The sequence below is a fragment of the Paenibacillus hubeiensis genome (assembly GCF_032334105.1).
Lineage (GTDB): Bacteria > Bacillota > Bacilli > Paenibacillales > Paenibacillaceae > Paenibacillus > Paenibacillus hubeiensis.
The window spans coordinates 1306612-1327446 of the sequence record NZ_JAVYAE020000001.1; the positions used below are offsets into that span (position 1 = coordinate 1306612).

A 20835-nucleotide genomic window follows, 5' to 3' on the forward strand; every position below is an offset into this window, starting at 1 on the left:
TTCGCCACGAATAACGTACGGCTTGTTGCCTCTCCCTTTAACGCTTACGAGGTTAGCTGACGGATTCGGGCGCGAGAGTCGCCCTATTTCCGGCATAGCCGGAAAATTCACCCCATAGATGCATCGCATCCGATTGGTTCCCCCGTTTTCCATTCCGACCGGAACGGAAACTCAGCGATTAAAAACATCGTTCATGTTATCGATATGAATCATACACCCCTGACAAGTCGGTGTAAAGTCGGTGCAGCTCTCCGAAAAGGCGGATTTATGGCACTTTGCTTTAATGAGATCGCTTACATATATACTAATCTCCACCTTTCTCGTTTAAACTATCTAATTCTCGCTCTGGTAGAAATTCCACATGATAACGGAAAGGAAGAAACAAGACACTGGCATCCCAAATGATTCCAATTATAATTTTGCATTAATTAATTGCATCAAATATAATAGAGATATAAAAAGATCACCGCATCGATACTACTCATTTGGAGGCGAATATTATGTCCATCTACGATTACAAAGTGAACACGCTTCGTGGCCAGGAAGTCGAAATGTCCCAATACCGCAACAAGGTCCTGCTGATCGTCAACACTGCGAGCAAATGCGGCCTAACCCCGCAATACGAAGGCTTGCAAAAGCTGTATGACAAGTTCCAGAACAGCGATTTCGAAGTATTGGGGTTTCCAAGCAACCAGTTTGCTCAGGAAAAGGGCTCTTCCGACGACATCGCCGAATTTTGCCAGATGAACTATGGCGTCAGCTTCCCGATGTTCGAGAAGATCGACGTGAACGGCAGCAGCGCCCACCCTCTTTTTCAGCATTTGACCAAAGAAGCGCCAGGCCTGCTAGGATCGAAGGCCATCAAATGGAATTTCACTAAATTTCTGGTCGACCGGGACGGCCGCGTGCTCAAACGTTATGCTCCCCAAACGACGCCTGATCAGATTGAAGCCGATATTGCGGAGCTGCTGCATCAATAACAACATTTCAACAGAGATGGATTGATGTCACGATGCATTCATTTTTCATAAGGTCATCCCCTTGAAGAACCGTGTTGCAGCCCGGAAAGGCTTTTCGAAAAATCGGTGATGCAGCACGGCTTTTTTATGCCTTTTTGCAGAAAACAAAAAAAAGAAGCATTCCGATGATCGGAATGCTTCTTTTGTTCTACTTCATTATAATGCGGTCGAGAGGACTCGAACCTCCACGGGCGTACGCCCACTACCCCCTCAAGATAGCGTGTCTGCCATTCCACCACGACCGCATGTCGTATTAGCGGCAACAAAAATGATTATACAGGGTTTCAAAGGAAAAGTAAAGCTATTTTTAACATTAAATTTTGGTGCCGAATGTATCGTCATTTTCCAACATCATATTGCATAAGATGGTATCTGATTTGAACATTTCGCCATCATTTTATTTTCGGTTCTGAAGCAATTCCGAACAATTACATAACATAATATTAACACGGTAAGGATAATAAAATAACATATTTTATTTCACAAATCAAAAATACAGCTTACCATTGACAAAACGCAGACATTTGTGTAAATATATATATCATATAATTCGGATTTTTACCGATATAAGTGATTTAAAACCTGCAACAAAGTCATATTATATGACACAAAACGAACATAGGAGGCGAAAATGGTGAACCGAGGAAATAAGCTGCTCGATTATGTCAAACTGCTTGATTCCTCTATCCAGGTCGGAGGCTTCACCCATTTCTTCGGCATGGATACGCACATCCAGGATGGGAACATTCGCAATGCCGCTGATCTCGAATCGTTCATGCGTTGTCAGATGCATCCCAGCATCACCCGCCTTGAAGGGATGGCCATCAAAGGCATCTATAGTGCCGCCGACCAAAACGACACCTGGCGGCTGGCACTAATCGACAAACTCGTACATGTACAGCGCACCCCTGCCAACCAACGAGAGCAAGCGAGCTCCATGGGCAAAAGGCTGATCAAACTCGCACACGCCCTCCATCCATGGATTGATTTTTCTCCGCTTGAAGACACTTTAGCCAAATACGAATCCGTCGGCTGCCTCTCGACAGTCCACGCATGGGTCAATCACCACCTCGGCATTCCCGTCGAGGACGCTGTACAAGGTTATCTCCACTCAGCCATGAGCGCGTGCATAACCGAAGCCGCCAGAACTCTTGCCCTGGACGGCGATGCAAGCCAACAACTGTCTGCACGCCTGGCCGCAGACCTTGACCAGGAATGGGCACTGGTCAGCGCTTCCTCTACCGATGGACTTTCCCCTTCCGTCCCGACGTCCATCAAATCGCTTTTTCCCAGCTTCCACATGCTTGGAGCAGGCCTCCACGCTTTCAGGGCATAAACTCGCCTTCTTTTCTCCTCCAACTTCATCCACATGCCAAAAAAAGCACGCCGTCCCCAGCCGGCGTGCTTTTACCTTTCTTTCATAAAGACTAAAAAATACGCAAGTTCGTCATAAAACACTAAAAATAGAACTTTTTTACGTCTTTTTTAATTGTTACATGACGCAAATACGTATATAATTATCCATACAGCTCGCATTTACATCCATTCTACAACACAACAAGCCTGCTGAAAACTATGTTGAACTGAAGGTGAACCCTTTTGAACAAAAAGAAACCGGTGACGCCGTTTGGTTGGGCAATTAAACGAAGGCTGACCGAACTGCAAATGGATCAGAAAACATTTTGCGAAATACACGGTATCCCGCCATACCGCCTGTCCAATCTCATTCACGGAACGCGAAAAGCAACCCGATTCCGCCATCAGGTCGCAGACATTTTGCAAATTCCGGACGAGCTGCGCTGACCTTATCGACCTTTTTCTCCAATCAATGCCATTATCCTATATTACAAGGAGGGTCTTATCCCATGAGTTTTACCGTCACCGAACTGGAAAGATTGTCTTTCCAGTCCATGCGCCATCAGCTTGTCATCGTGGACCAACATTGGAACATTCGAAGCTGCAACGAAGCGTGGCTTCAAGACCTCGGACAACACCGAAACGGACCCAAGCCGCATTCATCCACCAACCGGATGCATCCCGAGAAGCTCCCGCACTACCTTCAATGGTTAAGGTCTTCGGTCCCTCAGGAAGAATCGATACGCATAACGGCCATCATTCGGCATTTGCAGCACATTCGCCAGCCTGCGGAAAGCAGCATCGCTTACGAGATCCCCGTACATCGGGACGCAAAGAAGAGGTGGTTTCGCATGGAACTCACCCCTCTCATTCTGACATCTGTTTCACGCTGCCTCGATCTCTCCCTGATCGCACACACAGACATCACTGAACATAAACAGACGGAATTGCAATTGAAGCAAGCCTTGGCGGAAGTACGTACACTGCGAGGGATGTTGCCCATCTGTGCCGTTTGCAAGCAAATCAAGGATGATCAGGACCATTGGAACTCCATTGAGAGTTATTTGGAGAAGCACACCCACGCCGAATTCACCCACGACATTTGCCCCGACTGCATCCGGCGGCTATATCCGGAGTACATGAACAGACTCAACAGACTCTCCTGACACCCGGGATTCCCCAACCCTCAGCCTATACCGACAGATGGTGCTCGAATTGGGACATATCCAGCTCGTTCGGAGAACCCTGCAGCGCAATCATGCCTTTGTCCATGACGTAAATATAATCCGCGGCGCCTCGGACAAAGTCGATGCTCTGTTCGACCAACAACACGGATATGTCACCTTTCTCCCTGATCCCCAGTATAGCCTGGCGGATATCTTCCACAATGGAAGGCTGAATGCCTTCGGTCGGTTCATCCAACAGCAGCAAGCCCGGCCTGGATGCCAACGCTCTGGCGAATGCCAATTGCTGCTGCTGGCCTCCACTCAGGTCGCCGCCCTGGCGGCCATACATCGTTTCCAGCACAGGAAACATGGCCAGTACATCTTCCGGGAACTCCTTCCTTCTGCCAGGGGCCGATTCAAGCCCCAGCAGCAGATTCTCCCTAACGGTCAATTGCGGAAAAATGTCGCGCCCCTGAGGCACATAGCCGATGCCAGCCTTCGCCCTTTTCGCAGAATCCAAAGAGGTCACGTCCCTCCCTTGCCAAAGGATATTGCCCTTCCGCGTTTTGAGCAAGCCCATCAACGTTTTCATCAGCGTGGTTTTGCCCACCCCGTTCCGCCCCATGAGACACACGACCTGTCCGGGTCGAACCTCAAGATTCACCCCTCGCAATACATTCGACTCGCCATAGCCGGATTCAATGCGTTGCAGAGACAGCATGCTCATCCCTCCTTTTGCCCAGGTAGACTTCAGCCACGATCGGGTCTGCCTGCACCTCCTCCATCGTGCCTTCCTTGAGCAGCTTGCCTTCATGCATGACCGTCACCTTCGCCGCATAATTCCGCACAAACTCCATGTCATGCTCGACCACGACCACTGAACGCTCGCGTGCAATCCCCCTCAGAAGTTGACCCGTTTTATCCGTTTCTTCATCCGTCATGCCGGCAACAGGCTCATCCAACAACAACACCCGAGGCTCCTGCAGCAATAACATGCCAATTTCCAGCCATTGCTTTTCTCCGTGGGACAGCGCTCCGGCACGGGCATGGACACGATCCTGCAGCCCTACCTGCAAGATGACTCGTTCCATCGCCGGTTTCATCTTCCCATGGCGCCGAATCCCCAAAGCCTGTAACGGTGAACGACGCACTTCAGCCGCCAGCGCCAGATTTTCCTGAACCGTCAACCCCGCGAAAACGGACGGTGCTTGGAATTTGCGTCCGACGCCTTTGCGGACGATCTGATGTTCTTTCAACCGCGTCAATTCCGTACCGTCATGCATGGTGACACCTCCGGAAACCGGCTTGGTTTTGCCGCAGATGACATCAAGCATCGTCGTTTTACCCGCCCCGTTCGGTCCGATCAAGAAATGCAAATCCTGCTCATGCAGCTTCAAATTCATGCCGTTAACCGCCACGAAACCTCCAAACGCAACGGTGACATCTTTGGCTTCCAGCACGGCTGCCGGTTCAATAGACTTCCGGCTTTTCCTGACTGACAGGGACATGAGCAACCTCTCCTCTCCGCTTCATCATTCGGGCCAGGCGGCGATATACGCCCACCAACCCATTCGGCATGAACAGAACAACAGTGACGAATAATCCACCGAGAACAAATAACCAACCTTCCGGATAAGCCTCGCTGATCCCGGTTTTGGCCGCATTCAGCACCACTGCCCCGATAACAGCTCCGATCAGCGTCCCCCGTCCGCCAAGAGCTACCCATAGCACCATTTCAATGGAAGGAACAATGCCCATCATGGAAGGCGAGATAATGCCTACCTGAAGCACAAACAGCATTCCGGCGATGCCAGCCAGCGCCCCTGACAACACAAAAGATAATGTCTTGTAACCCGCGGGATCATATCCCAAAAAACGCACCCGGTTCTCTCCGTCCCTCGCCGCCTCCAGCACTTGGCCAAAACGGCTGTTGACCACGCGTCTGCAAAGCACGTAGGCCAGCACCAGCACCGCAAGCGTGACATAATACAACACGATCGTCGTTCCTGGCGAGTGCAGCGCGAACCCAAAGATCGAGTAAAATCCGGTAATGCCGTTCGTGCCTCCCGTCCACTCCTGTTTGCCCACAAAAAGAGTAACCGTGATCAATACCAACGCTTGAGTAAGAATCGTAAAATAGACACCCGAAATCCGGTTGCGAAACGTGAACCAGCCGAGCACAAAGGCAAGCAAGGCCGGGAGCAAAATCCCTAGCGCAACCGCCGCCGGAAATGACCGGAACGGTTCCCAAAACCAAGGCAGCTCGCGCAGCCCGCTCCACCCCATGAAGTCAGGCAGCGACGTGCCGCTCGCCTGAAGTTTAAGGTGCATGGCCATCGCGTATCCGCCAAGCCCGAAAAACACCCCATGCCCCAGACTTAACACTCCGCCATATCCCCAGATCAGGTCAAGCCCTATGGCCAAAATGGCGAGCGCCAGAAACTTAGCCAGCAGGCTAAGCCGAAATTCGGTTGAAATGAGCGGTGCAAGACACATCAGGAGCAATGCGACCGCCCAGACGATCTTCATTTTCGCGTTGCCTGACTTGAGAAGTACCTGCATAAGTTAACCCCCTTTTCGCATCAATCCAAGCTCCGGGTTCTCACTGCAACAAAGCCGCGTGGTTTCCATTGAAGGAAAGCAACAATACATGCAAAGACAAGCACTTTGCCGATCGAAGCCGAAGTATACGTCTCGAACAGCGTATTGAACACCCCGATCCCCAGCGCGCCGAGTACGGTGCCGACCAATTTGCCCACGCCACCCAACACGACGACCATAAAAGCATCGACGATGTAATAGGTGCCCAGCGAAGGTCCGATCGGACCGATCAGCGTCAATGCGCAGCCTGCAACGCCCGCAATTCCAGAGCCTATGGCGAACGTCAATCCATCCACGCGTCTGGTCGATATGCCCAGGCAGCCCGCCATGCTTCGATTTTGCATCACCGCTCTCATGCGCCGCCCCGACGAAGTGTGGTAAATATAAAGATACATACAGAGCAACACAACGATCACCAACGCAATGATAAACAGCCGTTTGTACGGAAATACGATACCTTCCGAGACAACCCACCCGCCATTCAGCCAGGATGGGCTTGACACCCCGACATTAGGCGCTCCAAAAATCGTTCGGGCAAGCTGCTGCAGCATCATGCCCACGCCCCAGGTCGCCAGCAAACTATCCAGAGGCCGCCCGTACAAGTGGCGAATCAGCACCGCTTCAAGCAGCCAGCCGACGAAGGCGGCAGCGCCGAACGCCAAAGGCAGTGCCACGATAAAGTACGCCTCGAACCACCCTGCAGGGGCATAGGACACAAACAAATTTTGCGTCACGTACGTGGCGTAGGCACCAATCATGATCAATTCGCCATGCGCCATGTTAATGACGTTCATGAGCCCGAATGTAACCGCCAGCCCGAGCGCAATCAACAGCAGGATCGAACTCACGCTCAGGCCGTTGAACAGTTGCAAAATAAACATATCCATGCTTCTCACTCCCCATGCGATAAGGCTTTCCATAATGGCTGTGAACCGCTCTTGAATAACGCGACACCGCTTTAATTCGATGCGGAATAAGGGTGTATTTATCACCCTCATCCACACTAAAGAAGGCAATAATCAGTTACTCTAATGTTATTGGCTGCTGAGCGAAGCTCCCCATTCATACGTTTTCAGGTATGGATCCGGTTTGACAGGATCACCCGAATTCCACAGTTCCTTGAACTGTCCATCTTCCTGCACTTCTCCGATGCGCACCGTTTTGTAAATATGCTGATTCTCGCCATCCACCGTCACTTTCCCTTCCGGTGCATCGAATTCCAGCCCTTTGGCAGCTTCTCTGACTTTCTCCACATCCGTACTTCCGGCTTTTTCAACGGCGGCTTTCCACAAATAAACGGCAACGTAACCCGCTTCGATCGGATCTGCGGTGACCCGGTCCTGTCCGTACTTCTCTTTGTATTTCTGCACAAACGCTGCATTTTCCGGCGTATCGGTCGTTTGATAATAGTTCCATGACGCCAAGTGACCTTTCAGCACATCCGCGCCGATGCCGCGAATTTCCTCTTCAGCCACGCTCACGGACAACGTTGTCATCTTGTCGGCCGTCATTCCGGCATCTTTCCATTGTTTGAAGAACGCCACATTGCTATCGCCATTCAGCGTGTTATATACAATGTCAGGTTGTGCCGCTTTGATTTTGCTAATGATGGTGCTGTAGTCGGTGTGCCCCAGCGGCGTGTACTCCTCACCCACTACTTCACCGCCTTCGGCTTCAAGCTGGGCTTTAATGATTTGATTGGCCGTTTTCGGGAATACGTAATCCGAGCCTAACAGATAAAACTTCTTGCCCCGGTTCTCAAGCAACCACGTAACCGAAGGAACGATCTGCTGATTGGTTGTGGCCCCCGTATAAAAGATGTTAGGGGAAGATTCCAAACCTTCGTATTGCACGGGATAAAACAGCAAGCCGTTGTTCTGTTCAAATACCGGAAGCATAGCCTTGCGACTGGCGGAAGTCCACCCTCCGAACACGGCAGCCACCTTATCCTGCTGCAGCAGCTTTCCGGCTTTCTCCGCAAACGTCGGCCAATCCGAAGCGCCATCTTCCACGACCGGCTCGATCTGCTTTCCAAGCACGCCGCCTGCCGCATTGATTTCTTCGATGGCCAGCATCTCGGCATCCTTCACCGACACCTCGCTGATCGCCATCGTTCCGCTTAAAGAATGAAGAATGCCTACTTTGATCGTATCCTCCGCGGATACCGCTTCGCCTGTTCCGGAAGTCGCTGCCGACTGCGGAGGTTCTCCCCCTTCTACACATCCCGTCAAAGCAATGACCATCCCTAGCAACATGCCCCACCATTTGAACGAACTCTTTTTCAATAGCCTGCACTCCCTTTTTTGGTCTATTGACGAACATTACGGACTCACAGCTCTAAAATGTTCGTTGCTCCAAATTATGGTTGCTCCGACTTAGTATGTCAATAAATCTAACATAATTTTATTTCAACCGTTCCATTTCATGCATATTTCTAAGATTTCCAGAAGGTTATTGACAAAAAACACCACCTGTGTGAGTATATTTAACACGATATCATTTCGTTCACATCAGAAATAATCAAGGGAAAGGTCGGATTGCCTTGCACTGGACAGAACAGGAAAAAGAAAAACTCCTGATAACCGTAGCTGCCAACCTCGCCCGCGAACGCAAAACCCGCGGCTTGAAGCTGAACGTGCCGGAAGCCATTGCACTGCTCACTTCCGAGCTGATGGAACGCGCTCGGGACGGGATGAGCGTAGCCGAGTTGATGCGGTATGGCGGAACGATCCTGACTCGCGAGGATTGCATGGAAGGCGTCCCCGACATGGTTCCCGAGGTACAGGTCGAAGCTACATTCCCCGACGGAACCAAGCTGGTTACCGTGCATGAACCCATACGTTGAGAAAGGCAGGAGAATGCCATGATTCCTGGTGAATACCGATTGAAACAGGACGACATCGTGTGTCATCCCGACCGCCCGACGCTCCAACTTATCGTATTGAACCGTGGCGACCGGCCCGTTCAAGTGGGCTCGCATGTACACTTCTATGAAGTGAATGCCTCCCTGGACTTCGACCGCGCAACAGCCTTCGGGCATCGGCTTCACATTCCGGCGGGTACGGCAGTCCGGTTTGAACCCGGAGAAGAAAAACCCGTCGAACTCACTACCTTTGGCGGCACACGGCATATTCACGGCTTTAACGGGTTGACCGAAGGCTCCTTGGCGTGTCCCCCCGATCCCGGGAAGCTCAACGCTTTCCTGCAAACCTTTGCCGACCCTGCGAACAACGGAGGCGATCCCTCTTGAAAAAAATGAGCCGGGAACAATACGCCTCCATGTTCGGCCCCACAACAGGGGATGCCATCCGTCTGGCGGATACGGAGCTTTGGGCCGAGATTGAACACGATTACGCCGTTTATGGCGACGAGAGCAAATTCGGCGGCGGCAAAGTGATCCGCGACGGCATGGGGCAGTCCGCCTCGGCACTGCGCACTGACGGCACGCCGGATACCGTCATTACCAATGCCGTCATTATCGACCATTGGGGCATCGTCAAGGCCGATATCGGCATTCGGGACGGCCTGATTTGCGCCATCGGCAAATCAGGCAATCCAGATACGATGGACGGCGTCCATCCGTCCCTGATGATCGGGGCCTCCACGGAAATCATTGCCGGAGAAGGCCTCATCGTGACGGCAGGAGGCATCGATACCCACATCCATTTCATCTGCCCCCAGCAAATCCAAACCGCCCTCTCTTCGGGAGTAACCACGATGATCGGCGGCGGGACGGGGCCGGCAACCGGCACAAAAGCGACAACGTGCACGCCTGGAGCATGGCATATTCATCGCATGCTCGAATCCGCAGAAGCTTTTCCGATGAATATCGGCTTTCTGGGCAAAGGAAACAGCTCCAGCATCGCACCGCTCGTTGAACAGATCGAAGCCGGGGTCATCGGGCTCAAGCTGCATGAGGACTGGGGAACGACGCCAAGCGCCATCGACGCCTGCCTTACGGCCGCAGACAAGCACGACGTGCAAGTCGCTATCCATACGGATACGTTGAACGAGACCGGTTTCCTGGAAAACACGCTGGCAGCCATCAAAGGCAGAACCATTCATACCTACCACACAGAAGGCGCCGGCGGCGGGCACGCACCGGATATCATCCGGGCAGCGGGAGAGTCTTATGTCATCCCCTCTTCAACCAATCCAACACGTCCCTACACACGCAATACGGTAGAGGAACACCTCGACATGCTGATGGTCTGCCACCATCTGGACCCGTCGATTCCGGAAGACGTTGCTTTCGCGGACTCGCGGATTCGTCCGGAAACGATCGCTGCAGAGGATATTCTGCATGACCTCGGCGTGTTCAGCATCATCAGTTCGGACTCCCAAGCCATGGGACGTGTCGGAGAAGTCATTATTCGCACCTGGCAAACCGCGGACAAAATGAAGAAACAACGCGGCAAGCTGGAATTATCCGCAGGCTCGCCTTCCGACAACGACCGAATCAAAAGGTACGTGGCCAAATATACGATCAACCCGGCCATTGCCCACGGCATCAGCCACCTTGTCGGTTCCGTCGAAGCCGGAAAACTGGCCGATCTCACCCTTTGGAGCCCTGCCTATTTCGGAGTCAAACCGGAAATGGTCATTAAGGGCGGCATGATCGCTTTTGCCCAAATGGGCGACCCGAACGCTTCCATTCCGACACCGCAGCCCGTATTCGGGCGGCCGATGTTCGGTTCCTACGGCGGCGCTCTGGCCAAAGGCTCGATCACGTTCGTCTCCCAAGCAGCAGCAGAGGCCGGCATCAAAGAAGCCCTAGGATTAAACAAACGCGTGGAAGCGGTCAAAGGCTGCCGCTCGGTCAGCAAAAAGGACATGATCCACAACGATGTGACCCCGGTCATCGAAGTGGACCCCGAAACCTATGAGGTACGGGCCGACGGGGTGCTGCTGACATGCGAACCGGCGGAAGAACTGCCCATGGCACAGCGATATTTCATGTTCTGATTCTCACGCGCATACACGGAGGTTGGCGGGATCAATAGATGAAACGTTACTTTCGGGGAGGGCATCGACTTATGATGCATCACGGCACCAAACTGTTGCGTTATGTGCAACTGCTGGATTCCGCATTGCCCATCGGTGGTTTTTCCCACTCGTTCGGCCTGGAAGCATATACTCATGACGGCACCATTCAAACGACGGCCCAGCTGGAACAATTCATTCGCAGCCAGCTGCATTCCAGCCTCGTCAGGTTTGACGGACTTGCCATCAAAGGCGTATATCAGGCGATCGATCTGGAGGATTCCGGCTTGCTCGCCCTGATCGACAAACAAGTTCACGCCCAACGCGCACCGCGCGAGATACGAGAAAGCGGGCATAAAATGGGCAAACGCTTGCTGAAGCTGGCGCGATCCTTATACCCGTGGATGGACTTTTCCCTGATCGACGAAGCGGTGCGGGACCATGGCGCCTATTGCGGATTCACAACGATTCACGGATACATTAACCATCGATTGGAAATCGGGTTGGACGAGGCAGTGACGGGGCATTTGTACACCAGTGTCAACGCATACGTTAACAGCGCCTTGCGCCTCCTGCCGATCGGCCAGACCGAAGCGCAGACGCTCATTCACAAGCTGTTGAACGACATTGAATCCGAATGGAGCAAGCTCCGGCACGAGGCTCCAGAGCAGATGCACAGCTTCGGCATCGCCCAGGAAATTTACGCCATGCAGCATGAAACACTGCCTGCCCGTCTGTTCATGTCCTGAAATCTTTTATCCATATCCATTATCCAAGGAGGAGTCAGTTATGTGTGGAGGAGCAAATCATACGCACCATCCGGAGTGGGAGCGCAAAGCTTTTGATCGCAGCCGTCCCATGCGAATCGGAATCGGAGGTCCTGTAGGATCGGGCAAAACCGCGCTTGTGGAAAAACTGTCCAAGGCGCTTCGCACCCGTTACAGCATCGCCGTCATCACGAACGACATCTACACGAAGGAAGACGCGGAAATTTTGCTGCGTCAGAACGCTTTGGCACCCGAGCGCATTATCGGCGTCGAAACAGGCGGCTGCCCGCATACCGCGATCCGCGAAGATGCTTCCATGAATTTCGAGGCGGTGGATGAACTGATCGAACGTTTTCCCGACCTGCAGTTGATTTTCATCGAGAGCGGCGGAGATAACCTGTCGGCTGCATTCAGTCCGGAACTGGCCGACGTATTCATTTACATCATCGATGTGGCGCAAGGGGAAAAACTGCCTCGCAAAGGCGGTCCGGGCATTACCCGTTCCGATCTGCTATTGATCAACAAAACAGACCTCGCTCCTTACGTCGGCGCCAGTCTCGAAGTGATGAAAGAGGATACCGAACGCGTCCGTGAAGGCCGCCCTTATGTCATGTCCAATCTGATGAGCGGCGAAGGCGTATCCGAGATCGTGCATTGGCTCGAACACCAATACATGGATGACGATGCTGCCGCTGCGCATCTGCATTCGCACAGCCATGACCACGGTTCGGCACACACTCATTGATCCCGTTCCGGAGATGCAGGCAACCGAGCCCGAACCAGCGCAGCCGATAACAGGCGCCATCACGCGCCGCAGCGAGCTCCGGGCCGGCTTTGCTCTTCAGGGCGGGAGAACGGTCATGATCGACCGCTATTACAGCGCCCCGCTCCGGTTCAGCCGCTCCTTCCGCCCTCACGGAGGCGGAAACGGGTTATGCGTGTATACATCGGATGTCTCGCCTGGCGTTTTGAACGGGGACGTATACCATTCGGAATGGCATCTCGGGGAAGGTACCCACGTCATGTTAAGCAGCACGTCCGCAACCCGATTGCACCCCACGCCTTCATTGCCATCCTCCGTGAAGCATCATTTCACGCTGGAACAAGGGGCCGTTCTGGAATACTTTCCGGAAGGCGTCATTCCGTTCAAAGGTAGTTCTTCCACACTTACCACCAGGTTCGATCTGCGAGAAAACGCCGTTCTGGCGTATGCGGATATTTGGGCTGCCGGGCGCGTTCATCGCGGGGAACTGTTCCAATTCCAACGTTACGACAGCCTGACCGATATCCGGTTGGGCAAGCAGATCGTCGTCTGGGACCGATTCGGCCTCGCCCCGGAGCGGGACGATCCAACCGAGTCCGCCGCATTGATGCATTACACCCATACGGCCGCATTGTGGATGATCGCTCCCGGACTCGGCTCTGCTGAATTAGAACTGGTTAGGCAGAGATTGCCGCACGGAAGCCGCATCCTGGCCGGTGCGAGCATGCTTGCCGCCGGCGGAATCGGCGTCCGCATGCTTGGCATGGCCGCCTGGGAATTGCAGGAGCAATGCCTGCTTCTCTGGAATGCGGTTCGCCCGGCACTGCTCGGCAGCGAAATGCCTCCTTTCCGCAAATAACTCGGATGATAGGATGCGACAGGCAGATACGCATCCGGGCATGAACAGCGAAAAAAACCTCTGAACAGCATCAACGTCGTGTTGACCTGTTCAGAGGTTTTTATGATTCAGATCGATTCATCTTCCGTTCGATCCTCTTTCTTTTCAAGGAAGCCATCCCCGGAATGACGACCTTCTTTGGCCTTGCGATACCGGGTAAATTCAATATATTCGCTGATGAAAGACTGTTCTTCAGTCGATAATTCGTTGTCCTGGCAATCCAGTTGCCGCAATACGTCAAAAAAATAATCCTCCCGCTTCTCCCGCACCATCGCTTCCTTCGACGGCCGTCCGATCATAAGCCAATCCAGGCTCACATCGAAAAACGACGCGATCTCGATCAACTTGTTCGTACTCGGAATAGACTTGCCGCGCTTCCAATCCCCCAGATTGCCCGTGCTGATCTTCAGCTGCTGACAGAACGCCTTCTTGGTCATTCCCCTTTCGGCAATCAGTTGTTCAATTCGTTCATAGATCGACTGCATACAAGACCGCCTTCCAACCTTAGTAATCATGAATCCCTCTGCTCTGCTTTCCATCATCTCATGGGCCACACATTAAACAATATTATACCACAATCTGCCTGATCACTCAGCCCACCCCTAAGCATGTTGTACAAAAATAAAAAAGACAGGCTCTCATGTATACACATGAAAACCTGTCTTCGTTAATACTTATGTATGCGGTCGAGAGGACTCGAACCTCCACGGGCGTACGCCCACTACCCCCTCAAGATAGCGTGTCTGCCATTCCACCACGACCGCATATTCAAATGTAAAACTGGTGAGCCATGAAGGACTCGAACCTTCGACACCCTGATTAAAAGTCAGGTGCTCTACCAACTGAGCTAATGGCTCTTGCTGTAAAACTTCACCGAATGCGCCATATCACTTATGGAAAAGCAATGACCTTTTGTGAAGCAATGACCCGTAGGGGATACTCTCACTTCGTTCGAGACTGCGAAGTCTGTGCTAACGAGGCTTATCCTCCGACGAACCTTTGGGGTTCTCACCCCTTGTGTTGCAATGGAATTGCAATGACCCGTAGGGGATTCGAACCCCTGTTACCTCCGTGAAAGGGAGGTGTCTTAACCCCTTGACCAACGGGCCTTGTTAAACTCTGTCGTTCTTGGCGACAAGATAGAGTATATCATAGAATTCCAGAGGTGTGCAACACTTTTTTTGAAAAATAAATTTTAATGCCATAAAACAAACAGATTCGCTCTACTTCAATCCACATTAGTGTTATCCGCAACCACTGAATATGTAAAAACCTTATTAAAAAACCTTACAATCACTTATAATAGCTTATAACATTGCAAATATCATTACGAAAACTTATAATTGAGCTATCATATAAATTAGTCATCCCCATTAAGGAGGCATCTTGTTTGTTTCAAGAAGAACGCCTGCAGCTCATTATCGAGCATCTTCGCAAGCATAGCCGAATTTCCGCGGACGAGATCGTAACCCTGTTCGACGTTTCCCGAGATACGGCCCGCAGGGATCTGATCAAGCTTGAAGAGCAGGAGGCCATCATCCGCACGCGCGGCGGCGCAATTCTTCCCTCGCCTCCACTCGAATTCAAATCTTACAAGGAACGCCTGCTCCATGTTTCCGAGGATAAACGCGCCATCGGCAAACTCGCGGCAGCGCTTGTGCGCGAAGGCGAAATTATCATTCTGGATTCTTCAACCACGGTTCAGGCCTGTGCGGAGAATCTGAACGGCAAATCCTGCACGGTCATCACCAACTCCATGCACTCGGCCGATCTGCTCTCCAACCATGCCGCAGTGGATATCCGCCTGCTCGGCGGCAAGATCAACAAGGACCAACGCTATGTTTATGGCGCCTCCGTGATCGAAACGTTATCCCGCTATTATGTAGATAAAGCTTTCATCGGCATTGGCGGCCTTACCATGCAGGGCTTCAGCGCCTCTGAAGAAGAAGGCAAAATCAAATACCAAATGATGCAGGCAGCCAAACAGGTGATCGTGCTTGCCGATCATTCGAAATTTGACAGGCAATACGGATACCGCTTTGCCGACTGGTCCCTCGTGGACGTGCTGATCACGAATCAATGGCCTTCCGCAGACTGGCTGGCTTTCCTCGAAGAACAACAAGTCGAGATTCTCATTCCTGAACCCATCAAAGAAAAGGAGCTGTAAGTATGATCAAATTGTTTGCAACCGACCTGGACGGAACGTTATTGAACCGCAATAGCCAGGTGAGTCCCGAAAATGCGGCTGCGATTCAGCGCGCCAAGCAAGAAGGGCTTGAAGTTACGATTGCCACCGGCCGCGTCTATTCCGACGTGATCAACATTAGCCGTGATGGCGGCATCAAAACCCCTGTCATCGGATCCAACGGCGCCACCATCCATGACGAGAACGGCGAGCGCATTTTCCATCTTCCGCTGGACCGCGAAACGGCAGCATCGGTCATGAAATGGCTGGAGGAGAACGAAATTTATTACGAAGCCTCTACCCAACAGGGCATCTACGCCCCTTCCAACCACCATGCGCAAATCATGGCCGACATGGAACGCCTGCTCGACACGACTCCTGACGAAAACCTTAAACATATGATTTCCGGCATTAAAAAACACTATGCCAAAAAGGACCATTTCCGCGTCAATTCTCATCAGGACATTCCGGCTGAGGCTTTCATTTACAACATCATGGCCTTCTCGCTTGACCCGCTTCAATTGAAAAAAGGACGCGAGCACTTCGCCTCCCGATCGGACGTAGCCATGGTTGTGTCGGCCGAACACAACTTCGAAATGCAGCATCCCGACGTTTCCAAAGGAAATGCCTTGGCAAAGCTCGCCGAGCACTTCGGCGTTTCCATGAGCGACACGGCAGCCATCGGCGACAACTTCAACGATGTGTCCATGATCGAAATGGCCGGGCTTGGCATTGCCATGGGCAATGCCGTGGCCGAAGTTCAGGATCTGGCCGATGCCATTACGTTAACCAACGTGGAAAACGGCGTTGCGCATGCAATTCACTGCGTGCTTGACGGCAAAACGATTTCCCGTCCCGAAACCGTCATTTAACCTTTAACCCCGGCTATTTCAGCTCGATGGAACGCACATGCGGCACATCGGAAAGCAATGCAAGCAGCCGTTCTCCCTGATAAGGACCCGGCAGTTTAACGACAAACTCAAGCGTAGTCTCTCCAAGGAGACCTGCGCTTGTTTCTTTTTCTGCCCGGAAACCCGTCACCGCAATCCCCTCTTGCCCCAGCAGGGACAAGACGCTCTGGAGCGCAGCCCCTTCCTGATCCAAACGGATCGTCAACGTTTCCGACCTGGCGGATACGAGCCAGCGCGCTTGCCGATGGAGCAGCATTTGCGCAATGATGATGAGCAGCGTCACTCCGGCACCCGTCCAATATAATCCCGCACCCATGGCCAGACCCATGCCAGCCGTTGCCCAAATGCCTGCGGCCGTGGTGAGTCCACGCACCGTTTGGCGCTGCGTAAAAATCATGCCGGCGCCGATGAATCCGACCCCACTTACTACCTGTGCCGCAATCCGGGAAGGATCCAGCGACAGGTTGGTCCAGCCGGATTGATCCTGGAATCCGTATTTGGATACAACCATCATCAGCGCTGCACCTACAGCAACGACAAAATGCGTGCGGATCCCCGCTTCTTTCATCCGATTTTTCCGTTCATATCCAATGAACACACCGCACAGACCGGCGAGGACCACGCGCATCAAATATTCCCATTCCATCGCCATCCATCCTTTCGTATCATCTCGAAACAACGCCAACAAGGCGGACATCCCATCTCAAGTATGTATATGCTTACATTCATCATCCTTTACTAATTACCCCATTTTCAAAATACTTAAAAGACGAGGACCTTCGTCGGCCCCCGCCCTCTCTTCTTTCTTACGTCCGATCACTTCCTCGCCCTAAAGCTCTCTCCATGCTTCTCCCCGAGTCCGTAGTAGTGCCGAAAATTATAAATAAGCGGATTCCATCTTTCCGGATCAATATGGTCATGAGCAGAGATGATCCCCGGATGGGCATGTACCATTAGCGCCTTAGCTTCAACAATCGCCATAAACGGCGTATGTTGGGGTATGCGAATATGCTGCACCGAGGCTTCGATTTGGAGCGCGCATTCGGCGATCCGATCAGGACGAACTTCTGCCGAACGCTGTGACGTAAACCCCGCAGCCTCGAACTTGTCCGAGCAGAATCGATATCCCATTTCCGCTTTTTCCTCAGGAACCGGACTTTTGCCTGTATACTTTCCCAAAAGCTCAACCTGTCTCCATAAGGTGGCATCCGGCAAATTAATAACACATTCCTTATGCCTGCTCAAGTTATCGAAAGCCTGCCCTTGAACGCCTAACCCAAGCACGACGCAATCTCCCAGAGCCCATGACGACGATAACGGGGATATGTTGGTTGACCCGTCCTCATTCAGCGTGCTGAGCAGCAGCACGGGTGTGCCATAATATAAAATATTCGGGCGGATCACTTCATGAAGCTCCACCGATTTTTCATGAAAAGTCCTGGTTTCACAGCTGTTGTTATGCTCCATATGCTCCTTCAGGTAGCGATGTCCCATGTATCCTTCCTCCATTCCATCCTTCAAAAACGACTTCTTTCATAGCGACGACATGCATCCGACCTTCGGGGCAGATTTTTCGTGCCTGATTGCATTGTAATACGGCAATTGTTCAGTTATCATCGAAGTATGAATGCATACCCTAATATTTCAGCGATTGCATCATTAATCGCGGACCCCAGTCGTGCCGTATTTATGGAAGCCTTGCTGGACGGGAGAGCATTGCCTGCCGGCGAACTCGCTTATATGGCGGGGGTGACTCCCCAAACCGCAAGCAACCACCTGGCCAAATTGGTAGAAGGCGGATTACTCGTTGTGGAACGTCAGGGAAGGCATCGGTATTATCGCCTGGCCAGTCATGACATTGCCTTTTTGATCGAAACGATGGCAAGCATCGCCCCCCCTGTCTCCGTACGTTCCCTCAAACAATCCGATCAGCTGCAACAGCTTAGTTCCGCCCGCACCTGTTACAATCATCTGGCCGGAAAGTTGGGTATCGCCCTCTGCGACGCCTTGTTGCAGAAAGGCTATATCGTGGACGATGGCCAGAACAAGGATTATCACATTCCAACGAAAGGATATGAATGGTTTGAGTCGTTCGGAATCGACCTTTCGCATCGATCCGGAACGCGCAGAGCAATCGCACGCAAGTGCCTGGATTGGAGCGAACGCAGGTTCCATATCTCCGGCTTGCTCGGTGATCAACTGGAACGGCGACTGGCGGAGCTTGGATGGACGCGCCGCAAAACAGGCAGCCGTGCCGTCGAAGTGACGGAAGAAGGCAAACAAGGCTTGTCAAACGTGCTCGGAATCATATGGTGAATCAAAAATAAGAAACTAAAAAATCCTCTTCACGTGAATCGTTAACCGATTCACGTGAAGAGGATTTGTATTTTGTATATTCAGTACGGAGAGAGAGGGATTCGAACCCTCGCACCGCTTACGCAGTCTAACCCCTTAGCAGAGGGTCCCCTTATAGCCACTTGGGTATCTCTCCAAAGAAATGGCTCCCCGAACAGGACTCGAACCTGTGACAACTCGATTAACAGTCGAGTGCTCTACCAACTGAGCTATCAGGGAATATTTTTAGTGGATAAAAATAATTTAACATGATTGGCTTGCCAAGTCAATAACGTTGACACTGTTTTAAACATTTTTTTGTAGCATTTTTCTCTTATGAGACAACTTCCGCTTCTTCTTGTGTCCGTATCCGCGCTCTGCAATCATGACGGCATGTCGCGCAGCTCCAACTTTCCCGTGCAGCGTCCGCAGCGATAACGCTTCGGGTCCATTTTGCGTTTACGCAAGTATTCGGTGCCACAGCTTTTGCAAACCAGTTTATAGCGATAAGGCAGCGTCTTTCTCCCCATCCCGTCCGGCAGGGACTGGCAGAACCGGGAACCTCCCACTTTTTGCAGCAATGCCTTGAACTCCGGATCCCGATGACGATAACCGCGCCCCCGGATATGCAAATGGTAGTGACACAGCTCATGCTTGATAATTTTTTCGACCTCTTCCCGTCCGTGCACTTCAAGCTGACGAGGATTGATCTCGATCCGGTGGCTTTTCAGCATGTATCGTCCGCCCGTCGTCGACAAACGAGGATTGAATAGCGCCTCATGCGTAAACGGGACTCCAAAGTGCTCCAGAGACACCTGCTCGATCCATTGCTGCAATTCGTCATTCTCCACTGATTTCCTCTCCTTTGGTGCAGGCCAATCTTTTTGTTTGCAAGCATACCCTTGAATTGTAACCGTTTCGTGGGCTACACTGTCAAGTAGAATGTATGAGGGGAGCTACGACTCGTTATGCCGAAAATGCGTTACGTCATTTTGCAACAGGCAGGGCACCTGCAATTTGTGGAGATGCCGGCCGATTATGCCTATCAATTGAGTGCGCTCAATCTGCGCCTGCACAAGGAAATCGACAAACTCACGGCTGCAGATGTACCCGAACTGCCTCGGGCCGTTGCGGAATGCGACAATCTTGATTTGCTGAGCGAGCAATGGGTGATCGTTTCCGGGATGGATTACATCAACGCGCTGGAGCAGAGTTTTGCCAGTCTGAAAGAGAACCATTACCCGTTGATTGCGCTTCTCACCGAAATTCGTGCGCTGCAAGCTCAATTGGAGCAATGGTACGAGGAAGAAGCCGAAGCGCTCTGATCGACTCGTATACACCCATAGGCAGAATACCCAACCTGAAAGTGCATTTTCCCCAACCGGAGGATGCGCTTTTTTGCGCTGTATGGCCCAACGTCGCTCATCTTGTATGCATGAACTCCAAGAAAAGCTTTCACCTGAACCGAGCAGCTATGAGGAGCTATGCTGGCATTGAATTTTCCAACGTTCATGCCCGGGTTATTCCGCACGGGTCAGGCTATAGCCACATATGCTAACGTACAGATGAAAACGCAAGAGGAGGAGATACCCTTGCCCCAATGGCTTTGCAATCAACTGATGCGGGCATTCCACAAAAAGGATAGCCGCCAGATCAAACTCCTGAACGAATGCTGGTTCTTTTATCGGAACAAACCGAGCAATAGCGTATCTCGCAGCGCAGACAGTGAAATGTGACGAGCCCTTCACGGGCGCAGCCCGCTTTTTCGTTCGGACCGGTCGCGGAACACAACGAAGCCCATACATGACAAAAACAGCCTCCCCGGAAAGGGAAGGCTGTTCTCTGTGCGTGG

At 52.0% G+C, this 20835-nt stretch carries 24 protein-coding genes, 6 tRNA genes and 1 riboswitch; of the genes, 15 read left to right on the forward strand and 15 right to left on the reverse strand.

Annotation, left to right across the window (positions count from 1 at the left end; all coding sequences use genetic code 11):
- Window positions 1-26: 26 nt before the first annotated feature.
- A riboswitch (cyclic di-AMP (ydaO/yuaA leader) is annotated at window positions 27-187 on the reverse strand.
- Window positions 188-500: 313 nt separating this feature from the next.
- Window positions 501-980, forward strand: coding sequence for a glutathione peroxidase (locus tag RSX24_RS06305; protein WP_236415104.1), 480 nt, complete (start codon window positions 501-503; stop codon window positions 978-980).
- 201 nt (window positions 981-1181) lie between these two features.
- Here RSX24_RS06305 and RSX24_RS06310 read toward each other — a convergent pair.
- A tRNA-Leu gene (locus RSX24_RS06310) sits at window positions 1182-1264 on the reverse strand.
- Between the two features lie 389 nt (window positions 1265-1653).
- On the opposite strand from RSX24_RS06310, the gene RSX24_RS06315 reads away from it, so the two are divergent.
- The 3 genes from RSX24_RS06315 to RSX24_RS06325 all read left to right on the forward strand — a co-directional run bounded on the left by RSX24_RS06315 (window position 1654) and on the right by RSX24_RS06325 (window position 3541).
- A complete protein-coding gene (locus RSX24_RS06315) occupies window positions 1654-2355 on the forward strand; it encodes an urease accessory protein UreF (RefSeq protein WP_339276665.1) in 702 nt (233 codons plus the stop codon).
- A gap of 263 nt (window positions 2356-2618) precedes the next feature.
- Window positions 2619-2822 (forward strand): XRE family transcriptional regulator, encoded by a 204-nt coding sequence (locus tag RSX24_RS06320; protein WP_236415107.1) that lies wholly within the window; start codon window positions 2619-2621, stop codon window positions 2820-2822.
- 62 nt (window positions 2823-2884) lie between these two features.
- Window positions 2885-3541, forward strand: coding sequence for a PAS domain-containing protein (locus RSX24_RS06325; RefSeq protein WP_343260001.1), 657 nt, complete (start codon window positions 2885-2887; stop codon window positions 3539-3541).
- A gap of 25 nt (window positions 3542-3566) precedes the next feature.
- On the opposite strand, the gene urtE is transcribed toward RSX24_RS06325, so the two are convergent.
- The 5 genes from urtE to urtA form a co-directional block, all read right to left on the reverse strand.
- Window positions 3567-4262: an urea ABC transporter ATP-binding subunit UrtE gene (gene urtE, locus RSX24_RS06330; protein ID WP_236415110.1), complete on the reverse strand. Its 696-nt coding sequence runs from the start codon at window positions 4260-4262 to the stop codon at window positions 3567-3569.
- Window positions 4240-5049 (reverse strand): urea ABC transporter ATP-binding protein UrtD, encoded by an 810-nt coding sequence (urtD, locus tag RSX24_RS06335; RefSeq protein ID WP_236415112.1) that lies wholly within the window; start codon window positions 5047-5049, stop codon window positions 4240-4242. The genes urtE and urtD overlap by 23 nt, the downstream gene beginning before the upstream one ends.
- Complete coding sequence (gene urtC / locus RSX24_RS06340; protein WP_339276661.1) at window positions 5012-6103, reverse strand: urea ABC transporter permease subunit UrtC; 1092 nt, start codon at window positions 6101-6103, stop codon at window positions 5012-5014. Before urtC ends, urtD begins: the two co-directional genes overlap by 38 nt.
- A gap of 20 nt (window positions 6104-6123) precedes the next feature.
- Window positions 6124-7029 carry an urea ABC transporter permease subunit UrtB gene (urtB, locus tag RSX24_RS06345; protein WP_236415116.1) on the reverse strand — a complete coding sequence of 302 codons (906 nt, stop codon included), beginning with the start codon at window positions 7027-7029 and terminating at the stop codon, window positions 6124-6126.
- Between the two features lie 147 nt (window positions 7030-7176).
- Window positions 7177-8397, reverse strand: a complete 1221-nt coding sequence (gene urtA / locus RSX24_RS06350) for an urea ABC transporter substrate-binding protein (RefSeq protein ID WP_438286775.1) — start codon at window positions 8395-8397, stop codon at window positions 7177-7179.
- A 287-nt stretch (window positions 8398-8684) separates the two neighbouring features.
- Here urtA and RSX24_RS06355 point away from each other — a divergent pair, with 287 nt between their 5' ends.
- The 6 genes from RSX24_RS06355 to RSX24_RS06380 all read left to right on the forward strand — a co-directional run bounded on the left by RSX24_RS06355 (window position 8685) and on the right by RSX24_RS06380 (window position 13514).
- Complete coding sequence (locus RSX24_RS06355) at window positions 8685-8987, forward strand: urease subunit gamma (RefSeq protein ID WP_236415119.1); 303 nt, start codon at window positions 8685-8687, stop codon at window positions 8985-8987.
- Between the two features lie 18 nt (window positions 8988-9005).
- Window positions 9006-9392, forward strand: coding sequence for an urease subunit beta (locus tag RSX24_RS06360; RefSeq protein WP_339276657.1), 387 nt, complete (start codon window positions 9006-9008; stop codon window positions 9390-9392).
- A gap of 5 nt (window positions 9393-9397) precedes the next feature.
- A complete protein-coding gene (gene ureC / locus RSX24_RS06365; protein WP_438286776.1) occupies window positions 9398-11107 on the forward strand; it encodes an urease subunit alpha in 1710 nt (569 codons plus the stop codon).
- 71 nt (window positions 11108-11178) lie between these two features.
- On the forward strand, window positions 11179-11874 hold the full coding sequence (locus RSX24_RS06370) for an urease accessory protein UreF (protein ID WP_343260003.1): 696 nt from the start codon (window positions 11179-11181) through the stop codon (window positions 11872-11874).
- Window positions 11875-11914: 40 nt separating this feature from the next.
- Complete coding sequence (ureG, locus tag RSX24_RS06375; protein WP_236415125.1) at window positions 11915-12637, forward strand: urease accessory protein UreG; 723 nt, start codon at window positions 11915-11917, stop codon at window positions 12635-12637.
- On the forward strand, window positions 12576-13514 hold the full coding sequence (locus tag RSX24_RS06380) for an urease accessory protein UreD (protein WP_343260004.1): 939 nt from the start codon (window positions 12576-12578) through the stop codon (window positions 13512-13514). Before ureG ends, RSX24_RS06380 begins: the two co-directional genes overlap by 62 nt.
- A gap of 107 nt (window positions 13515-13621) precedes the next feature.
- Here the strand turns inward: RSX24_RS06380 and RSX24_RS06385 are convergent, their stop codons facing one another.
- The 4 genes from RSX24_RS06385 to RSX24_RS06400 all read right to left on the reverse strand — a co-directional run bounded on the left by RSX24_RS06385 (window position 13622) and on the right by RSX24_RS06400 (window position 14662).
- Window positions 13622-14038: a helix-turn-helix domain-containing protein gene (locus RSX24_RS06385; RefSeq protein WP_236415127.1), complete on the reverse strand. Its 417-nt coding sequence runs from the start codon at window positions 14036-14038 to the stop codon at window positions 13622-13624.
- Between the two features lie 196 nt (window positions 14039-14234).
- A tRNA-Leu gene (locus RSX24_RS06390) sits at window positions 14235-14317 on the reverse strand.
- A 17-nt stretch (window positions 14318-14334) separates the two neighbouring features.
- Window positions 14335-14410: transfer RNA gene (locus tag RSX24_RS06395), tRNA-Lys, on the reverse strand.
- A 180-nt stretch (window positions 14411-14590) separates the two neighbouring features.
- Window positions 14591-14662, reverse strand: a tRNA-Glu gene (locus RSX24_RS06400).
- Between the two features lie 281 nt (window positions 14663-14943).
- Between RSX24_RS06400 and RSX24_RS06405 the strand changes: the two genes are divergently transcribed.
- Entirely contained in the window at window positions 14944-15720 is a 777-nt protein-coding gene (locus RSX24_RS06405; protein WP_236415128.1) for a DeoR/GlpR family DNA-binding transcription regulator, read from the forward strand.
- A 2-nt stretch (window positions 15721-15722) separates the two neighbouring features.
- Entirely contained in the window at window positions 15723-16610 is an 888-nt protein-coding gene (locus tag RSX24_RS06410; RefSeq protein WP_236415129.1) for a Cof-type HAD-IIB family hydrolase, read from the forward strand.
- A 13-nt stretch (window positions 16611-16623) separates the two neighbouring features.
- Here RSX24_RS06410 and RSX24_RS06415 read toward each other — a convergent pair whose 3' ends face one another.
- Window positions 16624-17295, reverse strand: a complete 672-nt coding sequence (locus RSX24_RS06415; RefSeq protein ID WP_236415130.1) for an MgtC/SapB family protein — start codon at window positions 17293-17295, stop codon at window positions 16624-16626.
- Window positions 17296-17465: 170 nt separating this feature from the next.
- Complete coding sequence (locus tag RSX24_RS06420; protein ID WP_343260073.1) at window positions 17466-18116, reverse strand: flavin reductase family protein; 651 nt, start codon at window positions 18114-18116, stop codon at window positions 17466-17468.
- A gap of 156 nt (window positions 18117-18272) precedes the next feature.
- On the opposite strand from RSX24_RS06420, the gene RSX24_RS06425 reads away from it, so the two are divergent.
- Window positions 18273-18965, forward strand: coding sequence for an ArsR/SmtB family transcription factor (locus RSX24_RS06425; RefSeq protein WP_343260074.1), 693 nt, complete (start codon window positions 18273-18275; stop codon window positions 18963-18965).
- A gap of 86 nt (window positions 18966-19051) precedes the next feature.
- On the opposite strand, the gene RSX24_RS06430 is transcribed toward RSX24_RS06425, so the two are convergent.
- The 3 genes from RSX24_RS06430 to RSX24_RS06440 all read right to left on the reverse strand — a co-directional run bounded on the left by RSX24_RS06430 (window position 19052) and on the right by RSX24_RS06440 (window position 19834).
- Window positions 19052-19140, reverse strand: a tRNA-Ser gene (locus RSX24_RS06430).
- 7 nt (window positions 19141-19147) lie between these two features.
- Window positions 19148-19223, reverse strand: a tRNA-Asn gene (locus tag RSX24_RS06435).
- Window positions 19224-19366: 143 nt separating this feature from the next.
- A complete protein-coding gene (locus RSX24_RS06440) occupies window positions 19367-19834 on the reverse strand; it encodes a SprT family protein (RefSeq protein WP_339276648.1) in 468 nt (155 codons plus the stop codon).
- A gap of 117 nt (window positions 19835-19951) precedes the next feature.
- Here RSX24_RS06440 and RSX24_RS06445 point away from each other — a divergent pair, with 117 nt between their 5' ends.
- On the forward strand, window positions 19952-20308 hold the full coding sequence (locus tag RSX24_RS06445) for a hydrolase/acyltransferase (protein ID WP_236415134.1): 357 nt from the start codon (window positions 19952-19954) through the stop codon (window positions 20306-20308).
- Between the two features lie 267 nt (window positions 20309-20575).
- Entirely contained in the window at window positions 20576-20719 is a 144-nt protein-coding gene (gene cmpA / locus RSX24_RS06450; protein ID WP_343260075.1) for a cortex morphogenetic protein CmpA, read from the forward strand.
- The last annotated feature ends 116 nt before the right edge of the window (window positions 20720-20835 follow it).